This window comes from Erwinia sp. AnSW2-5 (genome assembly GCF_045107195.1).
GTDB lineage: Bacteria > Pseudomonadota > Gammaproteobacteria > Enterobacterales > Enterobacteriaceae > Erwinia.
Genome location: NZ_JBJGXA010000009.1, coordinates 68,967 through 86,849 on the forward strand (window position 1 = coordinate 68,967; position 17,883 = coordinate 86,849).

Sequence of the window (17,883 nt, forward strand, 5' to 3'; positions counted from 1 at the left end):
TTACAGGATTATCACGTGTTCATTGTCTCTCCGTCAATCGCCCCTGAGGTATATGCTGTCGCACCTGGTTTTCGAGCGCTCAGTATCTCTGTGCAGGCAGCCCCCGTACTGAACCCTCAGGTTGGTGAACTGGCATTGAAAGATGCTTGTAAAGCTGTTCTGGCGGGCGCTCCAGAATGGGCAGAATCTCAACTTGCCGCATGGGCTGAGGCTTTCCAGGCATTTGGCGCCAAACCCAAACGCACGCCCTGCTCGGCTGACGCTCTGCGTAAACGCGTGCTTCGCGACGGCGACATGCCGGCTCTCGATCCGATCGTGGATCTCTATAATGCCGTTAGTCTGCGGTATGCCGTTCCTGTTGGTGGCGAAAACATCGCCGCCTATCAGGGTTCACCGCGTCTGATTGTGGCAAAAGGGACAGAACCTTTTGATACTGTAAAAGACGGCCAACCCGCAGTTGAATATCCGCCACAAGGTGAAGTTATCTGGTGTGATGATGCGGGAATAACTTGTCGCCGCTGGAACTGGCGGCAGGGGATAAGAACCCGCCTGGGCGTTGAAGCCCGGCAGATGTGGTTTATTCTGGAAAGCCTGCCGCAAATGCCACTGGAGAAGCTTCATGAAGCCGGGAAAATGTTGACCGACGGCCTTGAAAAAATGATGCCGGGTCTGCAGTTTGACGTTGTGCTCATCGAAGCGCAACGCACGTAATATCATTCAGGAGAAAGTTTATGTTCACCGGCTTGTCTGCTTTCCCGTTAACCCCCGTCACCACCAGCGGTGTGGATGAACAGGGGTTCAGTAAGATTCTGGCTCGCCTTACGGCGGCTCGCGTTGATTCCATGGGTATTCTGGGTTCCACCGGCAGTTATGCATATCTGACCCGGGAACAGCGCAAGCGCATCGCCACTCTGGCGAAACAGCATGCCGGAGACATCCCGGTGATGGTGTGTGTAGGAGCGGTCAGCACCGATGCCATCCTGCGTCTGGCTGAGGATGCACAGTTGGCAGGTGCGGACGCCCTGTTGCTGCCAGCGGTCAGCTATCAGTCACTCCGGAACGAAGAGGTTTTTAACCTTTTTGAGACGGTGACCCGGCAGGTGTCGGTACCAGTTTGTGTCTATGACAATCCTGGCACCACGCATTTTACTTTTACTGATGAGTTGCACGGTCTTCTGTCATCCCTGGAAGGTGTGCATTCGGTAAAAATTCCGGGCGTCCCTGATAGCCCGGCGGCTGCCCGCGAACGGGTGGATGCATTACGCAAACACCTTCGTCCGGGCGTAACAATCGGGGTCAGTGGTGATGCTTTTTCCGGGTTGGGATTAAACGCCGGTTGTGAAGTCTGGTACTCCGTGTGTGGCGGTTTGTTCCCTGAAACAGCCAAACAGATAACGGAGGCCGCGGTAGCAAACGATCATGCCCGCGTTACGGCTCTGACAACTCGCCTGGAGCCTTTGTGGGCGCTTTTCCGTAAACACGGCGGTAGCATTCGGGTTATCGCCGCAGCCGCAGGAGTACTGGGACTTACCAATACGGATTGTTTACCCCGCCCTCTTCTTCCGTTGTCAGCAGGTGATATCGCGGATATTGCCCAGGTGATAACAATGCTGGATCTGAAATAACTCACCCACGGGATCGGCAGTCTGCCGATCCTGCTTAAATCCGGCCAGGCAGGCATATTCATGACGACCCTTCGATATCTTCATCCTGATAGAAGCACCTTGCTTGTCCGTGCCTTTGCCGCAATGCTGGCACGAATTGCAGATGGTGGCGGTGTGCTGGCAGTGATTTTACTGTGTCAGTCGTCTGAACAGTATTCTGCAGTAACAGGATGGATGGCAGCCTGTATCACCCTGCCACATATGCTGGCCCATTTATTGCCCGCAGTATCGACACGGCCAGAGATGGACGTAAGGTGATTGTTGCTGCCTGTCTGACTTATGCAGGACTCACCGGATTTCTGACAGTGACCTTCGGTCATGTACCCATATTCCTGACGGTATATCGGGGTGTACTAATCAACAGGGGGCCGGTCAACCCTACTGTACTTTAATAGCTCGGCTAAACTGATAACTTTTCACAAGAAATCGAGATGTGCATTTATAAACGTTGTAATCAACAAAGCCAAAATGGCGTAAAGTCTATATAAAACATTATAAACGAATGTTATAAAATGCACACAGTACTTCTGCTGTATATCACATGGATGCAATACCAATGAGAGAGTTAAGTATTTTTGAAGTTGAAGCCGTTAGTGGATGCGGCATTATTACTAATGCCAGTGAATATATTGGTGCCGGCATCGGCATGCTCCTAGGTCTTGTGATTGGAAATAATAACGATGAAGTCACATCAGCAGGGGCTAACATAGGAAACGGTTTAGGTGTGATTGCTGAAAAATCCGCTGAAGCACTGGCTGCCTTCGGAAAAAAAGCTATAAAATTTCTGTTTTGGTAAGAGCAATTCAGAATTACCTTGATATATTAACTCTGAGCTAATAATAGTCATTAGATCAAGTAAAGGCTTTTTAACAGGCCTTTACTTGACGCCAGGTGTAGAGAAATATTAAGCATTACCCGTTTTAATGCTTAAATCTCACCTTAAAGTCAGGATGCTCAATTTAGTATAGGCTAATACTGGCTACACCATCCTGCAAAACCGTGCCAAATCACTCTTCCTGAATTTTTGTATCAACTCTATCTCTTCAATAAAGCTGTTTCTCATACAACCGATAACACTTATACGGAACCGCACCAACCCGCTCCAGCATTGAACGCATGCCACTATTTGTTTCTAATATCCAGGACATTTCTAACGCCTCGATTTTTCGCCTTGCAAAAGGACCACGTAACGCCTCAATCAATAGCAGGGCAATAACGGGTCCTGTGCGGCTAAACTGGTACTCCTGACGCACCCCCATCAATGGCACGCGCGCCGTGCGAACGCCGCTCACTTTCAGGCGCCATAACAACTTCGCCCAACCAAAGGGCAATAAACTGCCGTTTAAATCCGCGATGGCCTCATTAATATTGGGCATGCCGACAATAAAGGCGCAGGGTCTGGCATCGATTTCAGCAATGTAGATCATATCATCGGGAACCAAAAATTTAAGCTGGTCGCCCATGACGGCAAACTCATGTTCCGTAAAAGGAACAAATCCCCAATTATTTTGCCAGCCGGAGTTAAAAATCTGCCGCATAATCTGCATCTCTTCGCCAAACTGTTTTCGGTTGAGTCGGCGGATCTTGACCTTTTTGCGCACCTTATCCATCAGGCGGGTTAATGACGGGGGAAAGTGCAGATCGGTACGACGCATCCACCAGGCCGTTAAGTCTATGCCTTTGGCATAACCCTGCTGCTCCAGCGCCTGCGCATAATAAGGTTTACCGTACGCCATCATTGTCGAGGGTGGCGTATCAAACCCCTCAATGAGCAAACCACTTTCCTGATTGATATTCAGTCCAAACGGCCCGGTAATTTTCCATGCACCTTTCGACGTCAGCCAGGTTTCAGCCGCGCTAAAGAGAGCGCTGAATACCCCGGGATCGTTAATGGCATCTATCATGCCAAAATGTCCGGTGTCTGCTCCGTAACGCGCGCGATGTAAAGTATCGATCTGCGCGGTGATCCGGCCCACCACTCTTCCCTCTTTTTTAGCAACCCACGCCTGCCATTCAATATGCTCTGCACCTGGGTTTTTCTTAGAAAGATGCTCTGCGCGTTCAATATATAAAGGCGCTATCCAGTGAGGGTCATCGCGATAGAGTAGCGAGGGAAAATGGATGAACGCTTTCAGCTCATGCTTATTATTGACTTTTTCAACACGGATCATAAAACCCTTAAAAATTAATAAAAAGCAATATTAACCTTACAGAGCGCATTAAGTTTGCGTTTCACTGCTATTTACTCCCCCTTCAAATAATTCAAGGCATTACATATTTACCACCTGAATGAATACTGCTATTTTTACCTGTTAATGCGTTTTCGACCTTCAAAATTAAACAAACCATACACTTTCTCAAAACTTGCAGTCATAATAATCGTTGCCAGTTGATATGAGAACATCACCCTATGCAAGGATAACCCTAAAAACTCAATCCCTAAACACATAACGACAAACGATATTTCGATACAAAGAAAAAATCTCATGCCAGCAGACACTAAAATTACAACTCAATACAATTTTTAATTAAAACTCACTAACACATGAAATAGACGCATTGATTCTTACATAAAACAATACCTTTTCGCGGCTATTATTATTTATGGTAATTACTAACCTATGGCTTCATTACATCTATCTGAAACAAGTTCAACCCACTCTCTTCCCCTGCGCCATGCTGATTTCCCCAGTCTGGTGGAAGCATTGAATTACGCAGCGCAGGGGAACACCGGAATGAATTTTTACGACCGGCGAAATCAGCTCTTATCCGTGCTGGAATACCGCTCACTAAAACAGCGTGCTATTGCAGGAGCGCGGCGCCTGTTATCACTGAATATTAATCGGGGCGACCGCGTTGCGCTGATTGCTGAAACGGAGATCGGTTTTGTAGAGGCTTTCTTTGCCTGCCAGTATGCGGGGCTGGTTGCAGTACCGCTGGCTATCCCGATGGGAATGGGCCAGCGTCATACTTACATTGCGAAACTCCGCGAGTTATTAATCAACTGTCAACCCGTTGCTGTTATCAGTAATGAAGAGTGGTTGCCCCTGATTAGCTCGGCCAGCACTGATGCCATGCCACTGCATATCATCAGCAATACTGACTTTCACGCCTTACCGGAGAAAGATGTCGAACTCCCCCTGCCAGCGCCCAATGATATTGCCTATCTCCAGTACACCTCAGGCAGTACGCGCTTTCCACGTGGCGTTATCATTACCCACCGGGCGGTAATGTCTAACCTGCAGGTGATTAGTCGCAACGGTATCAAGGCGCGCGCAGGGGATCGTTGTATTTCCTGGCTACCCTTTTATCACGACATGGGATTGGTTGGCTTCCTGTTGACGCCAGTGGCAACCCAGTTATCCGTCGATTACTTACGCACTCAGGACTTTGCCATGCGCCCGATGCAGTGGCTAAAATTAATCACTAAAAACCGTTGCAGTATTTCAGTCGCGCCCCCCTTTGGCTACGAGCTGTGCTTACGCCGAAGTAACGCTAAAGAATTAGCCGAGATTGATCTCTCAAGCTGGCGTATTGCCGGGGTCGGCGCTGAGCTTATTTCCGCTGAACAACTGAATCTGTTTGCTCAACACTTCAGTCAAGTTAACTTTGATGGCAAGGCTTTTATGCCCTGTTATGGATTGGCGGAAAATACCCTGGCCGTCTGCTTTGTAGAGGAGGATTCAGGCCTGCTGATCGATGAAGTCGACCGTGGCATTCTTGAATATCAGAGTAAAGCAGTGGCTCCTGGCCCACACACCCGATCGACCTCTGCCTTTGTTAATTGTGGCAAAGCGCTGCCGCATCATCGCATCGACATTCGTAGCGAAATGGGCATTCCTTTATCTGAGCGGGAAGTTGGTAATATTTTTATCTCAGGCCCCAGTTTAATGAGCGGCTACTTTCAGGATGCAACCTCACAGCAGGAAATCAAGTCTACCGGATGGATGGATACGGGTGACTTAGGTTATCTGCTCAATGGCTGCCTGTTTATCACCGGTCGAAGGAAAGATTTGATAATTATTCGTGGCCGTAATATATGGCCTCAGGATATTGAATATATTGCCGAACTGGAGCCGGAGATTCATTCCGGTGATGCGATAGCCTTCGTCACCGCTCACGATCAGAGTGCGCGGATTATTTTGCAGATCCAGTGCAGGGTCAGTGCCGAAGAGCGTCGGGCACAAATCATCCACACGTTAACATCCCATATTCATAGCGAATTTGGCGTGACTGTTGAGATTGAACTGCTGCCACCGCACAGCCTCCCACGCACCTCTTCAGGTAAACCGGCCCGTGCGGAGGCGAAGAAACGTTATCTTCATGCGCTTAACGAAGCCATCAAGACGCACGCTAAGCTGGCGGGTTAGTCGTGATGGCAACCACGGTCGCCCTCACCGGCATGACAGGTTTTATCGGCAGACATATTGCCGATAATTTGCTGGCACGGGGTTTTTCTGTACGCGCCCTGACTCGTAGCGAACCTAAAACATCCGTGAAGAATCTGACGTGGATACCCGGCGATCTGGATCAGCCCGAGTCGCTCTCTGAATTAGTTTATGGCGCAGAGAGTGTTGTTCATTGTGCAGGCCAGGTTCGTGGGCGCAGCGCAGCGATTTTCACTCACTGCAATGTCACCGGCAGTCTGCAACTGCTGCAAGCGGCTAAAAAAAGTGGTCATATTAAGCGTTTCTTATTTATGTCCTCTCTGGCTGCCCGCCATCCTGATTTGTCCTGGTATGCCCATTCCAAATATGTTGCAGAACAGCAGTTAGCTGCCCACGCGGCCGGTATTTCGCTCGGAATATTTCGCCCAACGGCGGTATACGGACCCGGAGACAAAGAACTCAAACCGCTGTTCACCTGGCTCCTGCGTGGCGTACTCCCCCAGATGGGCGCACCGACTGCCCGGCTGTCGTTCATTCACGTCAGCGATTTAGCGCAGGCCGTTGGGCAATGGTTAATCGCCGAACCGCAGCCGACCTTTCCCTATGAACTCTGTGATGGTGTTACCCGTGGATATAGCTGGCAGCGATTACAACAAATGGGTGAGGAGGTTCGTAACGGAACGGTGCGGTTAATCCCTGTTCCTTTACCTGTTCTCAAGCTTTTGGCCGATATCAGCCTGCTGTCGAGCCGACTAACTGGAAAAGAACCGATGCTGACGCGCAGTAAAATTCAGGAATTAACCCACCCGGATTGGTCTGCCAGCCATCTCTGTTTGTCCCGGGATATTCACTGGCGTCCTGTAATAAGTTTGATTCATGCACTGCGTGAAGGACTATTTTAGTTATCTGATAAGAGGGAATTTTCATTTCTATGATAAATCGTGATGCTGTAATGAATTACATTATCCAATGTTTGCAGGAGATGGTCGCCAGCGACGTGGCGATACATCCCGACAGCAATCTCATTGATGAACTGGGCCTGGAGTCTATCAAAGTGATGGATCTGTTAATGATGTTAGAAGACCGCTTTGATATTCCCATTCCGATAAATATTTTGCTGGATGTCAGAACGCCCGAACAGCTACGGGATGCATTACTCCCTTATCTGGAGAAGACTTATGGGCCTCTATGACAAATTCTCCCCCTATATCAGCTATCAGGAACAGCTGCAGACCTCCGGGCTTAGCCCATTTGGCACCTGTATTGATGAGATTTACTCAGCAACTGAAGGACGCATTGGCCATCAAAAGATTATTCTGGCGGGCACCAATAACTATCTGGGCCTGACATTTAATCCCGAGGCAATCGCCAGCGGTCAGGCTGCATTAGCCTCTCAGGGGACAGGAACCACCGGGTCACGTATGGCTAACGGGAGTTATGGTGCGCACCTGGCGTTAGAACACGATTTGGCCACTTTTTTTAACCGGCCGACGGCCATCGTCTTCTCTACTGGCTATACCGCTAATTTGGGAGTTATCAGCACCCTTGCCGACCACGATGCGGTCGTGTTGCTCGATGCCGACTGCCACGCCAGCATCTATGATGCGTGCGCCCTTGGAGGAGCCACCATCATTCGGTTCCGCCACAATGATGCCCAGGATCTTGAACGCCGCATGTTGCGTCTGGGAGCACGCGCGCGCGATGCCATCATTATTGTTGAAGGCATTTACAGCATGTTGGGTGATGTGGCTCCGCTGGTTGACATTGCCCGTGTTAAACGACGTCTTGGGGGATATCTGGTGGTCGATGAGGCACACTCCTTTGGCGTGATGGGCCGCACGGGTCGTGGCCTTGCTGAAGCGCTCGGGGTTGAGCATGATGTGGATATCATCACCGGCACATTTAGCAAAAGCCTGGCGTCTATCGGCGGCTTTGCCGTCGGCTCGCTGGCAATGGATGCACTGCGCTACAGCAGCCGCGCTTACATCTTTACCGCCTCCCCATCGCCCTCGACGATCGCGTCTGTACGCTCCTCGTTAAGCACCCTTTCACAACATCCGGAGCTGCGCGATACACTCTGGAAAAATGCGCATCAGCTTTATCAGGGGTTGGAAAAACTGGGTTACACGCTGGGCCCCAACATCAGCCCGGTGATCCCGGTAGTGATGGCGTCGAAAGAAGACGGTCTGCGTTTCTGGCGCAATCTGATCGCGAAGCATGTCTATGTCAACCTGGTGTTACCGCCCGCGACACCGGCGGGTAAAACGCTACTCCGTTGCAGTGTCAGCGCGGCACACAGCAAAGCTCAAATCGATGCAATCATTCAGGCATTTGCCGAGTTAAAGCGTTAATCCTTCCTTGCCCTGCGGCTAGTGCCGTTTATCAAAGCGATATACCAGCAACAGGGCAATGATCAGCAGTAATACCGGCGGTGCAACTGTCGTTAGCTGCGCATTCAGCGAGAGTAACAATCCTAAGTTGACGATGATTTGATAACTGATGTAAGTCAGCAACCCGACAATGACACCGCTGGCTAAACGACTTCCCAAGCCTGGTGAGCGAGGGAGGCTAAACGTAAAGGGGATCGCCAGTAATATCATGGCCAGTGTTAAAACAGGCCGGCCCAGCTTCTGCCACAGCGCAAGAGTAAATTCCTGGCTGGGTTGATGCGTATCGTGCAGGTAGCGAATATAAAGACAGAGCTGCCTGACAGAAAAACTGTTTCCTGGCAGGGTCAGCTCAGCAAGACTGAGATGAGTAAAAATAGAGGGCCAGGGCAAGGTATCCTGCCTGCTGACCTCTTCTTTTTCGGAATGCCAATTTTTTAGATACACATGGTGAAGGATCCATAATCCATTATCCATAATGGTGGCATTTTCGGCATAAATGTAGGATGCCAGAGAGAGATCTTTCCGATAATAAAAAATCTCAATGCCTGACGGCTGATGATGTTTATCCAGTTTTTTTACCGTAGCAAATTCATCATCACGCCTTGCCCACAGCCTGTTCTGGGCACTCTCGTTATTCACCTCCTGGGAAAGCGCGGCGTTCTTGAGTTGGATTGCGCGCTGCTGTAAGGGCGAAGCTCCCCATTCATCAAGCGCACTGAGCGCCAGGGTTAATATCAATCCGGCACACAAAATAGCCATAGCAATATGGAAAATGGAATAACCCGCCGTTCGAATAGCCGTTAACTCCAGATTTTTCGATAGCAGCCCCAACCCCAGTATCCCGCCGAGCAGTGCAATAAATGGCCCCATATCAACGAGAACTCTGGGCAGGGTCATTAATACGACCAGAACAGCCTGAGTCCAGCGATATCCCCCTGAGCTGACATCATCCAGCTCATTAATCAGGTTAAACGTGGTAAAAAGAGGAATGAGCATCCCCGCTGCTGCTGCAAATCCGCTAAAAACATGACGCATTAAATAACGGCTGAAGAGTGTCATCGTGAAATTCTCCGCCCTAACGAAAAGTCACGGACGATAAGAATCATGACCCCAACAAGCATGATTAAGGACAGAAGCCACACTCCCGGAATAACGGGAAAAGTCCCATTGGCAACCAGTGTGCGGCACAGATTGCCACCATAAAAAATAAGGGTAAAGACCATAGTTAAAGGAAGTAAGGTTGTGAAACGTCCCTGTCGCGGTTTAATACGGCTGAGTGAAATAGCGAGCAACGCCATTAAAATCGCATTAACTCCACGGCTTTCTCGCCATTGCCACTCCGCGATATCAGCAGGATCGGTCGAACGTGATAACGTGGTGGTGGATGCCGACTTACGTTTCATATACGTCGCTTGCTGGATCGCTTTAAGTTGCAGATGCTGATCCTGATAAATCATTTTCTGGTCCTTACTCCCCTGATGCTCCAGCACGTAAGACGTTCCCCCCTGCAAAAGGACAGAAGGCGATGCAGACACCGTATCCAGCACCCTGACCTTCCTGGCTCGATAGACATGGCTCTTGTTGTCAGATGAGGTATAAATCAGCGCATCGGTTAGCACATTGGCAACAGAATCAATTTTTGCGGCCAGCACCATTCGGCCATCATTATTGACATTAAATTTATTGGCTATCAGATGACTGACGTTCAGTTCGGACTGCGACTGCTGTTCTAACTGGTAAATTTTTCCGTAAGCCCAGGGTCTGGCATACAGGGAGAGCAGCGAAATCAACAGCCCTAAAGGAATGGCAAGCCACAGCACAGCTTTATAAATCCGCAACGGACTGGCACCCGAGGCAAAAATCGCCGTCATTTCGGAATCATTATAAAGCTGACCAAGCGCAACACCGACGGCAACATAAAGACCCACCGGCAGCAGCATCTCCAAGGCAATAAGCACTTTATAAAAGATAATATCGAGTACGATCCCCAACGTTAATAAGCCATTAGCGGCTTCAGTCAGATAACGTTGGGCAGAATAACTGGCAAAGATAAATATCAAAAAACCAATAATGGTCAACACTAACCGTTGGGTCTGAGTCACGATATAACGCTCAATCAAGTCCATAGATGATGACAATCCCACATTGACTGGCTCAGATAGCCTGACGCGCATTGTTAGCGAAAACAGGCAATTTATTTCGGTGAGTCAGCGTTATGAGGCTGCTCATTCAGCAGACTCAGCACGTTATTGATGACCTCACGGACTTCTTTCGGTGTTAACGCCCCCTCTTTTACCCACTGAATATGCCCCTCGTTATCCAGCAACAAAATGGTTGAATTCTCCTCCTCAAGTTGCCAGGTTTTTTGGCCAAGGCCATGACTGTCGATAATAAATTGAGCCCAGGGATAGCGTTTTTTGTTTTTCTCAATTTTTTTCTGCACGAAAAATCCGGTTCCGACGATCTCGTCGTCAGTATTCACGATGGTTGTTGGCTGAAACCGATCGGCAGGAAATTTCGCATCTTTAATCGCACTAATCAGCAACGCATTCTTCTTCTTCGCCGAGGTACGCCCGGCAATATACTGCACAACTCGCACTTTCCCTGCCAGTTCTGAACTCCGCCAGCGTTGATAATGTAAGCGACCGTCATTCAGTAACAGCGCTCCCCGATCCGTAATCATTATTGGCTTAACCCGCTCACCGATAATGAAGTTATGGGCCGATCCGGCTAAAGGCCATAACAGCAGTGAAATGGATACCAGTCGGCATAATGTCATCATTCTTCCTTGAGCGGATAACGCTCAATCAGCAGTTCCAGACGCTGGCGAAGAGTAATATCCAATGGACAGCGTTCATCATAGGATTTTCTCCCTGACAGATTATCGGCGATCATTTCATCGTGCCGATCGCCCATCACCCCATTAATGGCCGCTAAAAATCGTGAAATCTGATGGAAGTCCTGATTACCCGGTTCGATTGCCCTCAGCGTGTCGTAATAAGATACCTGCTGGCTGACAATTTTACGCACAGTGTGAAACTCTTGCCCTGTCAGCTCAGGTTTGGCGATTAAAACCTGTAGCTTTCGCATCTGCCGTTGTCGGTAGGCAATAAAGTGGCTCACCGAATCTAATGGCATATGACGCAGAGAAAAAATAACCCAGCTCCAGATGGGTTTACTCAGATAAAAACACAGTATCCTGGCGTAAATTTTCACTAATCGTTTGTTCTTGTTACGGAATGCATCCTGAAGCTTCCCGAGCAAGACGGTTGTTTTACTGAACCAGAGTCTGGATATATGGGTTTTACTGTAGAGCCGCTGAGCAAAGCGTAAATGTTTATAGCGCGATCGAATGGTTTTAAAGCGCATCGCCCCATGCTCAGACAACTCCGCGTCAGTCAGTAACTGAAGAACTAAACTCAGCAACTCTTTGCGATGAACCCCTTCCTGCCAATACTGCATACACAGAGCATAATTCTGCTGAAGACTCTCCTGCGCGCACCGTACATCTATCCATCCAGGAAGGCTGACATTTTCATCAACAAGGTCATCTTCATCGATTGCAGAAAATAGTCTTTGTACTGTTTCAGGTGAAAACGTCTCCCATTTTCTTCCATTCGTCACGGGCTACTCTCCTTGTGGTCCCTGAAAATTAATAAATGACGGTGCCGCCAGGTATATAAAACAGGGATAAATGACAATATGACGTCTAAACATTGCCCGCTCAGATAGGCAAAAGCGGCACCTGTTACACCAAAATAATGAGAAAATAAGATCAAAAGAACGAGATATGACGTAGAGGCTGCGGTTTGGGCCACTAAGAACGCACGTTGCTTCCCCGCCATAAATAATAACGACTCCTGGGGGAACCCAATCATAGACACGATAATGGCGCAGAGCATCACCTGAATTAAGTCATATGCCCTCAGGTAGCTATGGCCGAAAACAAGTGAAATTAAGGGTTTACCGACAACAACTACCGCCAGCGCAACGAGTATTCCAACGCCACCCGCTAAAAGAGCAGACTTAAGCCCCAATAACCACGGTCTTTTCGTTCGTGGGTCCAGTCGCATAATTTCAGGGTAAAAGCTTTTTTCGAGCAATTTTGCCGGCGTGCCTGCGGCATCAAAAAACGTCATCGCAATTTTGAATAACCCGGCGGCAGAGGGACCTAAAACAATCCCCACTAAAACCGCACTGCATGAATTACGGGCCGCCCAAATAGAGTGGGCAATGTTGGTTGTCCATACAAAACTCCACGCCCCTTCGATTCTCCGGGCGGCGTCAAATAAGCGTGGCCGTAAAGCGTGAAGAATGCCCCTGCGGCGTAACTCCCGCCAGGCAAACCACCAATATAACGAGCCGCCGATCAAATTTGAGGCATACCAGCTGATAACAAAGCCCGCGAAACCAAAGTCACCGAAGTAAGAGACCGCACTCCCCACCGCACGAAGAAAAGGGCGTGTGGCTTGTTGGATAGCGATCAGGTCGAAACGGTCAACGGCGCGTAAAATCCCCGTAGGGGTCGCCGCCACCAGGGAGGGAATAATCGTGCAGTAAAATATGGCAAGCCAGAAGCTATGAGCATCCAGCCCCAGGGAGTGTGAAAGTAACGGAAGCAGTAACATCCCCACCATCACGGCAACAGCGCCACTGGCGATATCTAATCCAAAGGAAAAGGAAATGACATTGCGAAATTTTTCCAGGTTCTTACTGACCAATGCGGGTGTTCCATATTGCACCACCAGTTGCCACGTCTGGAATTTGACAAAATCACTTATCGCCTTTGCATAGGATTGAATCACGACAAGCACGCCAAACATCTCCGGTGAAAGGCCTTTTCCTGCAAACGACAGTGCCAGCAATCCCAGCAATGCGCTGACGACATTGCTGGAACCTAAATATGCGGCGTTACGAATAATCGTACGAAAAACACCATCGGAGAAACCATGCTTCATCGGTTAATACCTGAAGAATTCCATTTCAAACCAGAGTCAATAATAGATTCAAAGCATGCCTTTTCGACACGGATAGATCTCAGCAACAGAAAATACAGCATCCAGTGCCTTATCCAGAACTTCGCCATAGGGCGCTCTTGAATCCAGCTCAATGATTTTAGCGTCATTGTAATTAATCTTTTCCATGACGGAGATCTTATCCCGCAGCTCATCGTAATCATGGTCGGGCTTGCGCGAGAAGGCGGTATCGATATCAACCCCAAGGCGGATCACTAACTCGGGACGATATAACGCCATTTGCTGATACAACCGATTTTCACGTTTTGCCAAACGTGTCAGAAATCCATCGGGCACGCGCTCCACTCCTATGCCAGGCCCATCATAGTGAAAGCCTGAAATTTCGGCCTGCGGATAACGATCGCTAATCACTAAGACACCCCGCTGTGCCAGATGCCGCACTCGACGCAATTTAACACTGCGACGCAGCGAGAACCCATACATAATGAATGCCACCCACCAGGCAGGAGAACGGGTACGCATATTTTGCGTCTTTGAGGAGCGAGCCGCCAGATACCGCTCAAGCCATACACCAATAAAGGGCAGGCGTTTAATCCTCTCGCCATCCTCTCCGGATACCAGCCCTAAATAACGGCGTTCCGTCACCCGATATTGATTCAGTATTTCGACTAAATCCGCACTCAACGTCGACTTTCCCGTTCCGTCGCATCCCACTACCGCGATAAGACCAGGAATAATACGCGAACGGGGAACCTTATTTTCACTCAATTTATCTTCCCTCCTTAACATCAAGAATAATTTCAATCACAGAGCTGACTGTGCGCGAGTGAAAAACAAGCATTAATTGCACATAACGATGCGGTAAACACTTTATCAGTCGGATGACGGGCATTTAAATCACAGATATTCGCACCATTAAAATCAAGATGGGGTATCACCTCAATTTTCTCACGCAGCGCTGACAGCGGATGGTCGGGTTTACGTAAGTGAGCCGTATCTGCATCAATATCCAGCCTGATTAATAACATCGGAGGATAAGAAGCCATCCATTGATACATTCTTTTTTCACGTTTTCTGAGTGTGCATACCCACCCGCTTCCCCCGACTGTTGTAGCCAACTGAGGGCCATCAAAACGAAAACCAGCAACCTCAGCCTGAGGATAGCGATCCGTCACCAACAAATATCCCTGCTCACTTCGGGTCAGCATTCGCTTAAATTTATAAGCCCGCCAACAGGAAAGCAGATAGATCACCAGGGCAGTGATGGCGCCTGGCGCAGCAGAAGAATGCTGGTTCACCTGGCGGGCCTTTGCACGTAAGTAACGACCAATGGGTGCGCCAATAACAGGAAGGCCGCTTATCCATTCCCCAATACGTCCCGATGACTGCCCAAGATAAAGTAATTCTGTCGGTTGTCGTAAAGAGAGATGCGCGACCAGACTTGAGGCCAACGTTGATTTACCTGAACCATCGCATCCGGTAATCGCTATGACTCGCAACGGTGCATGAAGAGTGAAACTATTTGTCTGTTTTCGCACAATAAGCTCAAATATTAACGATATTGTATTAATAATAAATCACCTCATCCTCATAAATATTTTCTCTACGTGCCATAACGAATATTTTTTGTGACCTCATGTGTTTTCTTAAATGATGATAACTTGATAGCCTATAAACAAGAGTGTATTTTCCCTTAAGAGGATAAAGGAGGAGAATCACAGAATGAAAGCCACAACACCCCCGCTTATTGCTGTTATTGGCAGTGATGGATCAGGAAAGTCCACAGTCTGTAAATATCTTATTCATCATGTAAAAAAATATGGACCAGCAAAAAGGATTCACCTTGGTAAACAAGCGGGAAACGTAGGCCGTGCCGTCACCCGGCTACCTTTATTGGGGCGGTCGCTGGGCAAGTCAATTAAACGCCATACACATATCAATCCCACGTCGCTTCCTGGTCTGTTACCGTCCCTCGTCATTACCAGTTTCGTGTTACGCCGTCTGTGGCGTTTCCAACATATGCTGGCTTTTCGTCGTCGTGGACTGATTGTATTAACCGACCGCTTTCCCCAGGTACAAATTCCCGGAACGTATGATGGGCTGGTATTTCCCGTCAATGTGCCCGGTAGTCGCGTTGTATCGTGGCTGGCGGCCCTCGAACGTAAAGCGTTTAACTGGATGGCGAAACAGAAGCCAGATTTAGTGATAAAACTGAATGTTGATCTGGATGTTGCCTGCGCCCGCAAGCCAGATCATCTTGCTATATCGCTGGCACAAAAGATTGCCATGACCCCCTTGCTGACATTCGAAGGCGCCCACATTGTTGATATTGATGCCAACCAACCTCTGGACGAGGTCCTGATTATCGCAAAAAAAGCCGTGTCAGATTTAATGGAAGCACACGGCTATCATGTGAGCGAATAACCGCACGTCCTTTCTAACGACTGAAAAACATTGCGCAGATTCCACATGACAACCCGGCACGTTGTGTGCAGGATGAGTCTTTTGTTTTCCGGGGATCATTGATGAGCGCAAAAACGGCGTCATTAGAAGGCCGTATCCGGCAGCACTGGGATCAGCTCTCACTGCACGAACAGCGTTTAGCCGATGTGCTGCTGGCGGCCCCTGGCCAGCTGGCGATGAATACCGCCACCGAACTGGCGCAAAGCGCAGGGGTTTCCAAAGCCACCGCGACGCGTTTCTTTCGTCATATCGGCTATGAAAGCTACGATGCCGCCCGCCGCCAGGCGCGTGAAATGCAAAACAGCGGCTCGCCGCTCTATCTGCAAGCTGCGCCAAGTTCATCCCCGCTCGACACGCTGATGCAGAGCCACCTGGAGAAAGAAGTCGCCAATCTGGTCAACACCTTCCGTTCGCTGGAGAGTGACCAGCTGGCCGCCTGCGTAGAGGCCATTGCCCAGGCACGCCGCGTGGTGGTGATGGGCTGGCGCCACAGCCAGAGCATTGCCATGCTGATCTACCGCGACCTGGTCCACGTACACCCGGACGTGCGCCTGCTGCCGCGTGCCGGTGACTCTTTGGCCGAGCATCTGGCGGCGCTTGGCCCGCAGGATATGGTGATTTGCGTGGGTCTGCGGCGGCGGATGCCTGCGCTGGAAGCTGCCATGAGCGCACTACAGGATATGCAGGTGCCGATGCTCTATCTCTCCGACGTGCTGGCCGGTAAACCCGCGAAACATGCCACCTGGGTGCTGCGCTGCCATACAGACGGCAGCCTGATTTTTGACAGCACCGTCGCGCTGTCCGGGGTGTGTAACCTGCTCTGTTCACTGGTGGCGCGCAGCATGGGGAAAATCAGCAATGACCATCTAGCCACCATCGAGACCCTGCACCAGAGCCTCGACGAACTGGAATAATGCGCCATCCTGGTGCAGAAAATGACCGTTTCCTCCCTCAATAAGTGCAGCCCTCTCTCCCGGCGCTGCAACTTCACCTCCACCCGTGAAACCAAAGAAATTAAAACATCAAAATAAGAAACAGTTGTTTCTTATTGATTCCCTGAGAAAAAAGCGTTTCTACCCGCCTCTTCCCTTTCTGCCGCACACAAGCTGGCACGGAAACTGCTCTGTTCCTGATGACATTTCACCAACACCAGGGAATCACCATAATGAAAAAAATCGCACTGTTGATCGCCACGTTACTCGCCACTGGCGCTGCCACTACCGCTCAGGCTGACACGCTGTCCGACATTAAAAGCAGCGGGAAAATCACCGTCGGGATTGACCCAACCTTCCCGCCTTATGAGTTCACCAACGACAAAGGGGAAATCGTCGGCTACAGCGTCGCCATCATGCAGTCCTTCGCCAAAGACCTCGGTGTGAAACTGGAGTTTCAGAAAACGGCGTTTAGCGGCATTCTCCCTGGCCTGATTTCGGGAGCCTTCAATGCGGAAGGCTCGTCACTGAACGTCACCGCCGAACGCGCGAAAAAAGTGCTGTTCACCACGCCGTACAGCAAGACCGTCAACGGCGTGCTGGTGCGTACCTCTGATACGAAAAAATTCAGCGGCAAGGCACTGACGCCGGACGATCTCTCTGGCCTGCGCGGCGCAGTGAAAAGCGCCAGCGTACCGGAGCAGTTGCTGAAAGGTTTTAACGAGACGCTGACCAAAGCCGGAAAAAAACCGATTGCCATTATCAGCGTCGATACGCTGGACCAAACCGTCAGCACGCTGATGACCAAACGCGCCGACTTTGTTTTTGATGACATCTCCGTGCTGGCACCGGTTGTCAAAAAATACCCGGAAAAAGTGGCGCAGGTCGGTGAAGCCGGTCCGTCACAGTGGATGGCATGGGCCACACGTAAAGATGACCTCAGCCTGAACAAAGCCATCAGCGACCACATTCTGGCGATGCAGAAAGACGGTGAACTCACCGCACTGCAACAGCAGTATCTCGGCACCACGTTTACCGTGCCCGCCAGCAATTTCATTCCTCAGGAGTAA

At 49.7% G+C, this 17,883-nt stretch carries 19 protein-coding genes; 11 read left to right on the forward strand and 8 right to left on the reverse strand.

The annotated features are described in order from the left end of the window. The first annotated feature begins 15 nt into the window (after positions 1-15). The 4 genes from ACFL9S_RS07510 (at position 16) to ACFL9S_RS07525 (ending at position 2,460) form a co-directional block, all read left to right on the forward strand. Positions 16-711, forward strand: a complete 696-nt coding sequence (locus tag ACFL9S_RS07510) for a B3/4 domain-containing protein (RefSeq protein ID WP_405261350.1) — start codon at positions 16-18, stop codon at positions 709-711. 20 nt (positions 712-731) lie between these two features. Continuing rightward, positions 732-1,625 carry a dihydrodipicolinate synthase family protein gene (locus tag ACFL9S_RS07515; RefSeq protein ID WP_405261209.1) on the forward strand — a complete coding sequence of 298 codons (894 nt, stop codon included), beginning with the start codon at positions 732-734 and terminating at the stop codon, positions 1,623-1,625. 60 nt (positions 1,626-1,685) lie between these two features. After that, the gene (locus tag ACFL9S_RS07520; RefSeq protein ID WP_405261210.1) at positions 1,686-1,922 is read left to right on the forward strand and encodes a hypothetical protein; all 237 of its coding nucleotides are present in this window, start codon (positions 1,686-1,688) and stop codon (positions 1,920-1,922) included. 298 nt (positions 1,923-2,220) lie between these two features. Then, positions 2,221-2,460 carry a hypothetical protein gene (locus tag ACFL9S_RS07525; protein ID WP_405261211.1) on the forward strand — a complete coding sequence of 80 codons (240 nt, stop codon included), beginning with the start codon at positions 2,221-2,223 and terminating at the stop codon, positions 2,458-2,460. Positions 2,461-2,707: 247 nt separating this feature from the next. Here the strand turns inward: ACFL9S_RS07525 and ACFL9S_RS07530 are convergent, their stop codons facing one another. Continuing rightward, entirely contained in the window at positions 2,708-3,835 is a 1,128-nt protein-coding gene (locus ACFL9S_RS07530; protein ID WP_405261212.1) for an N-acetyltransferase, read from the reverse strand. Between the two features lie 450 nt (positions 3,836-4,285). Between ACFL9S_RS07530 and ACFL9S_RS07535 the strand changes: the two genes are divergently transcribed. The 4 genes from ACFL9S_RS07535 to spt are packed head-to-tail and all read left to right on the forward strand — an operon-like array spanning position 4,286 to position 8,403. Then, positions 4,286-6,034 (forward strand): fatty acyl-AMP ligase, encoded by a 1,749-nt coding sequence (locus tag ACFL9S_RS07535; protein WP_405261213.1) that lies wholly within the window; start codon positions 4,286-4,288, stop codon positions 6,032-6,034. A 5-nt stretch (positions 6,035-6,039) separates the two neighbouring features. After that, entirely contained in the window at positions 6,040-6,954 is a 915-nt protein-coding gene (locus tag ACFL9S_RS07540; RefSeq protein ID WP_405261214.1) for an NAD-dependent epimerase/dehydratase family protein, read from the forward strand. A 29-nt stretch (positions 6,955-6,983) separates the two neighbouring features. Further along, a complete protein-coding gene (locus ACFL9S_RS07545) occupies positions 6,984-7,244 on the forward strand; it encodes an acyl carrier protein (RefSeq protein ID WP_405261215.1) in 261 nt (86 codons plus the stop codon). After that, positions 7,231-8,403 carry a serine palmitoyltransferase gene (gene spt, locus ACFL9S_RS07550; protein ID WP_405261216.1) on the forward strand — a complete coding sequence of 391 codons (1,173 nt, stop codon included), beginning with the start codon at positions 7,231-7,233 and terminating at the stop codon, positions 8,401-8,403. The genes ACFL9S_RS07545 and spt overlap by 14 nt, the downstream gene beginning before the upstream one ends. An 18-nt stretch (positions 8,404-8,421) precedes the next feature. On the opposite strand, the gene lptG is transcribed toward spt, so the two are convergent. From lptG to ACFL9S_RS07585, 7 genes are all read right to left on the reverse strand, one after another. Further along, positions 8,422-9,501, reverse strand: a complete 1,080-nt coding sequence (lptG, locus tag ACFL9S_RS07555) for an LPS export ABC transporter permease LptG (RefSeq protein ID WP_405261217.1) — start codon at positions 9,499-9,501, stop codon at positions 8,422-8,424. Beyond that, the gene (gene lptF / locus ACFL9S_RS07560) at positions 9,498-10,568 is read right to left on the reverse strand and encodes an LPS export ABC transporter permease LptF (RefSeq protein ID WP_405261219.1); all 1,071 of its coding nucleotides are present in this window, start codon (positions 10,566-10,568) and stop codon (positions 9,498-9,500) included. Before lptF ends, lptG begins: the two co-directional genes overlap by 4 nt. Before the next feature lie 68 nt (positions 10,569-10,636). Beyond that, the gene (locus tag ACFL9S_RS07565; protein ID WP_405261351.1) at positions 10,637-11,221 is read right to left on the reverse strand and encodes a YtfJ family protein; all 585 of its coding nucleotides are present in this window, start codon (positions 11,219-11,221) and stop codon (positions 10,637-10,639) included. Beyond that, entirely contained in the window at positions 11,221-12,066 is an 846-nt protein-coding gene (locus tag ACFL9S_RS07570; protein WP_405261220.1) for a hypothetical protein, read from the reverse strand. Before ACFL9S_RS07570 ends, ACFL9S_RS07565 begins: the two co-directional genes overlap by 1 nt. Beyond that, positions 12,063-13,400: a lipopolysaccharide biosynthesis protein gene (locus ACFL9S_RS07575; RefSeq protein ID WP_405261221.1), complete on the reverse strand. Its 1,338-nt coding sequence runs from the start codon at positions 13,398-13,400 to the stop codon at positions 12,063-12,065. The genes ACFL9S_RS07570 and ACFL9S_RS07575 overlap by 4 nt, the downstream gene beginning before the upstream one ends. Positions 13,401-13,448: 48 nt before the next feature. Continuing rightward, positions 13,449-14,207, reverse strand: a complete 759-nt coding sequence (locus ACFL9S_RS07580) for a hypothetical protein (protein ID WP_405261352.1) — start codon at positions 14,205-14,207, stop codon at positions 13,449-13,451. Positions 14,208-14,218: 11 nt separating this feature from the next. Further along, positions 14,219-14,956, reverse strand: coding sequence for a hypothetical protein (locus ACFL9S_RS07585; protein WP_405261222.1), 738 nt, complete (start codon positions 14,954-14,956; stop codon positions 14,219-14,221). A gap of 184 nt (positions 14,957-15,140) precedes the next feature. On the opposite strand from ACFL9S_RS07585, the gene ACFL9S_RS07590 reads away from it, so the two are divergent. From ACFL9S_RS07590 to ACFL9S_RS07600, 3 genes are all read left to right on the forward strand, one after another. Further along, on the forward strand, positions 15,141-15,842 hold the full coding sequence (locus ACFL9S_RS07590; protein WP_405261223.1) for a dTMP kinase: 702 nt from the start codon (positions 15,141-15,143) through the stop codon (positions 15,840-15,842). Between the two features lie 101 nt (positions 15,843-15,943). Continuing rightward, positions 15,944-16,795: a MurR/RpiR family transcriptional regulator gene (locus ACFL9S_RS07595; protein ID WP_405261224.1), complete on the forward strand. Its 852-nt coding sequence runs from the start codon at positions 15,944-15,946 to the stop codon at positions 16,793-16,795. A gap of 251 nt (positions 16,796-17,046) precedes the next feature. Continuing rightward, complete coding sequence (locus ACFL9S_RS07600) at positions 17,047-17,883, forward strand: transporter substrate-binding domain-containing protein (protein WP_405261226.1); 837 nt, start codon at positions 17,047-17,049, stop codon at positions 17,881-17,883.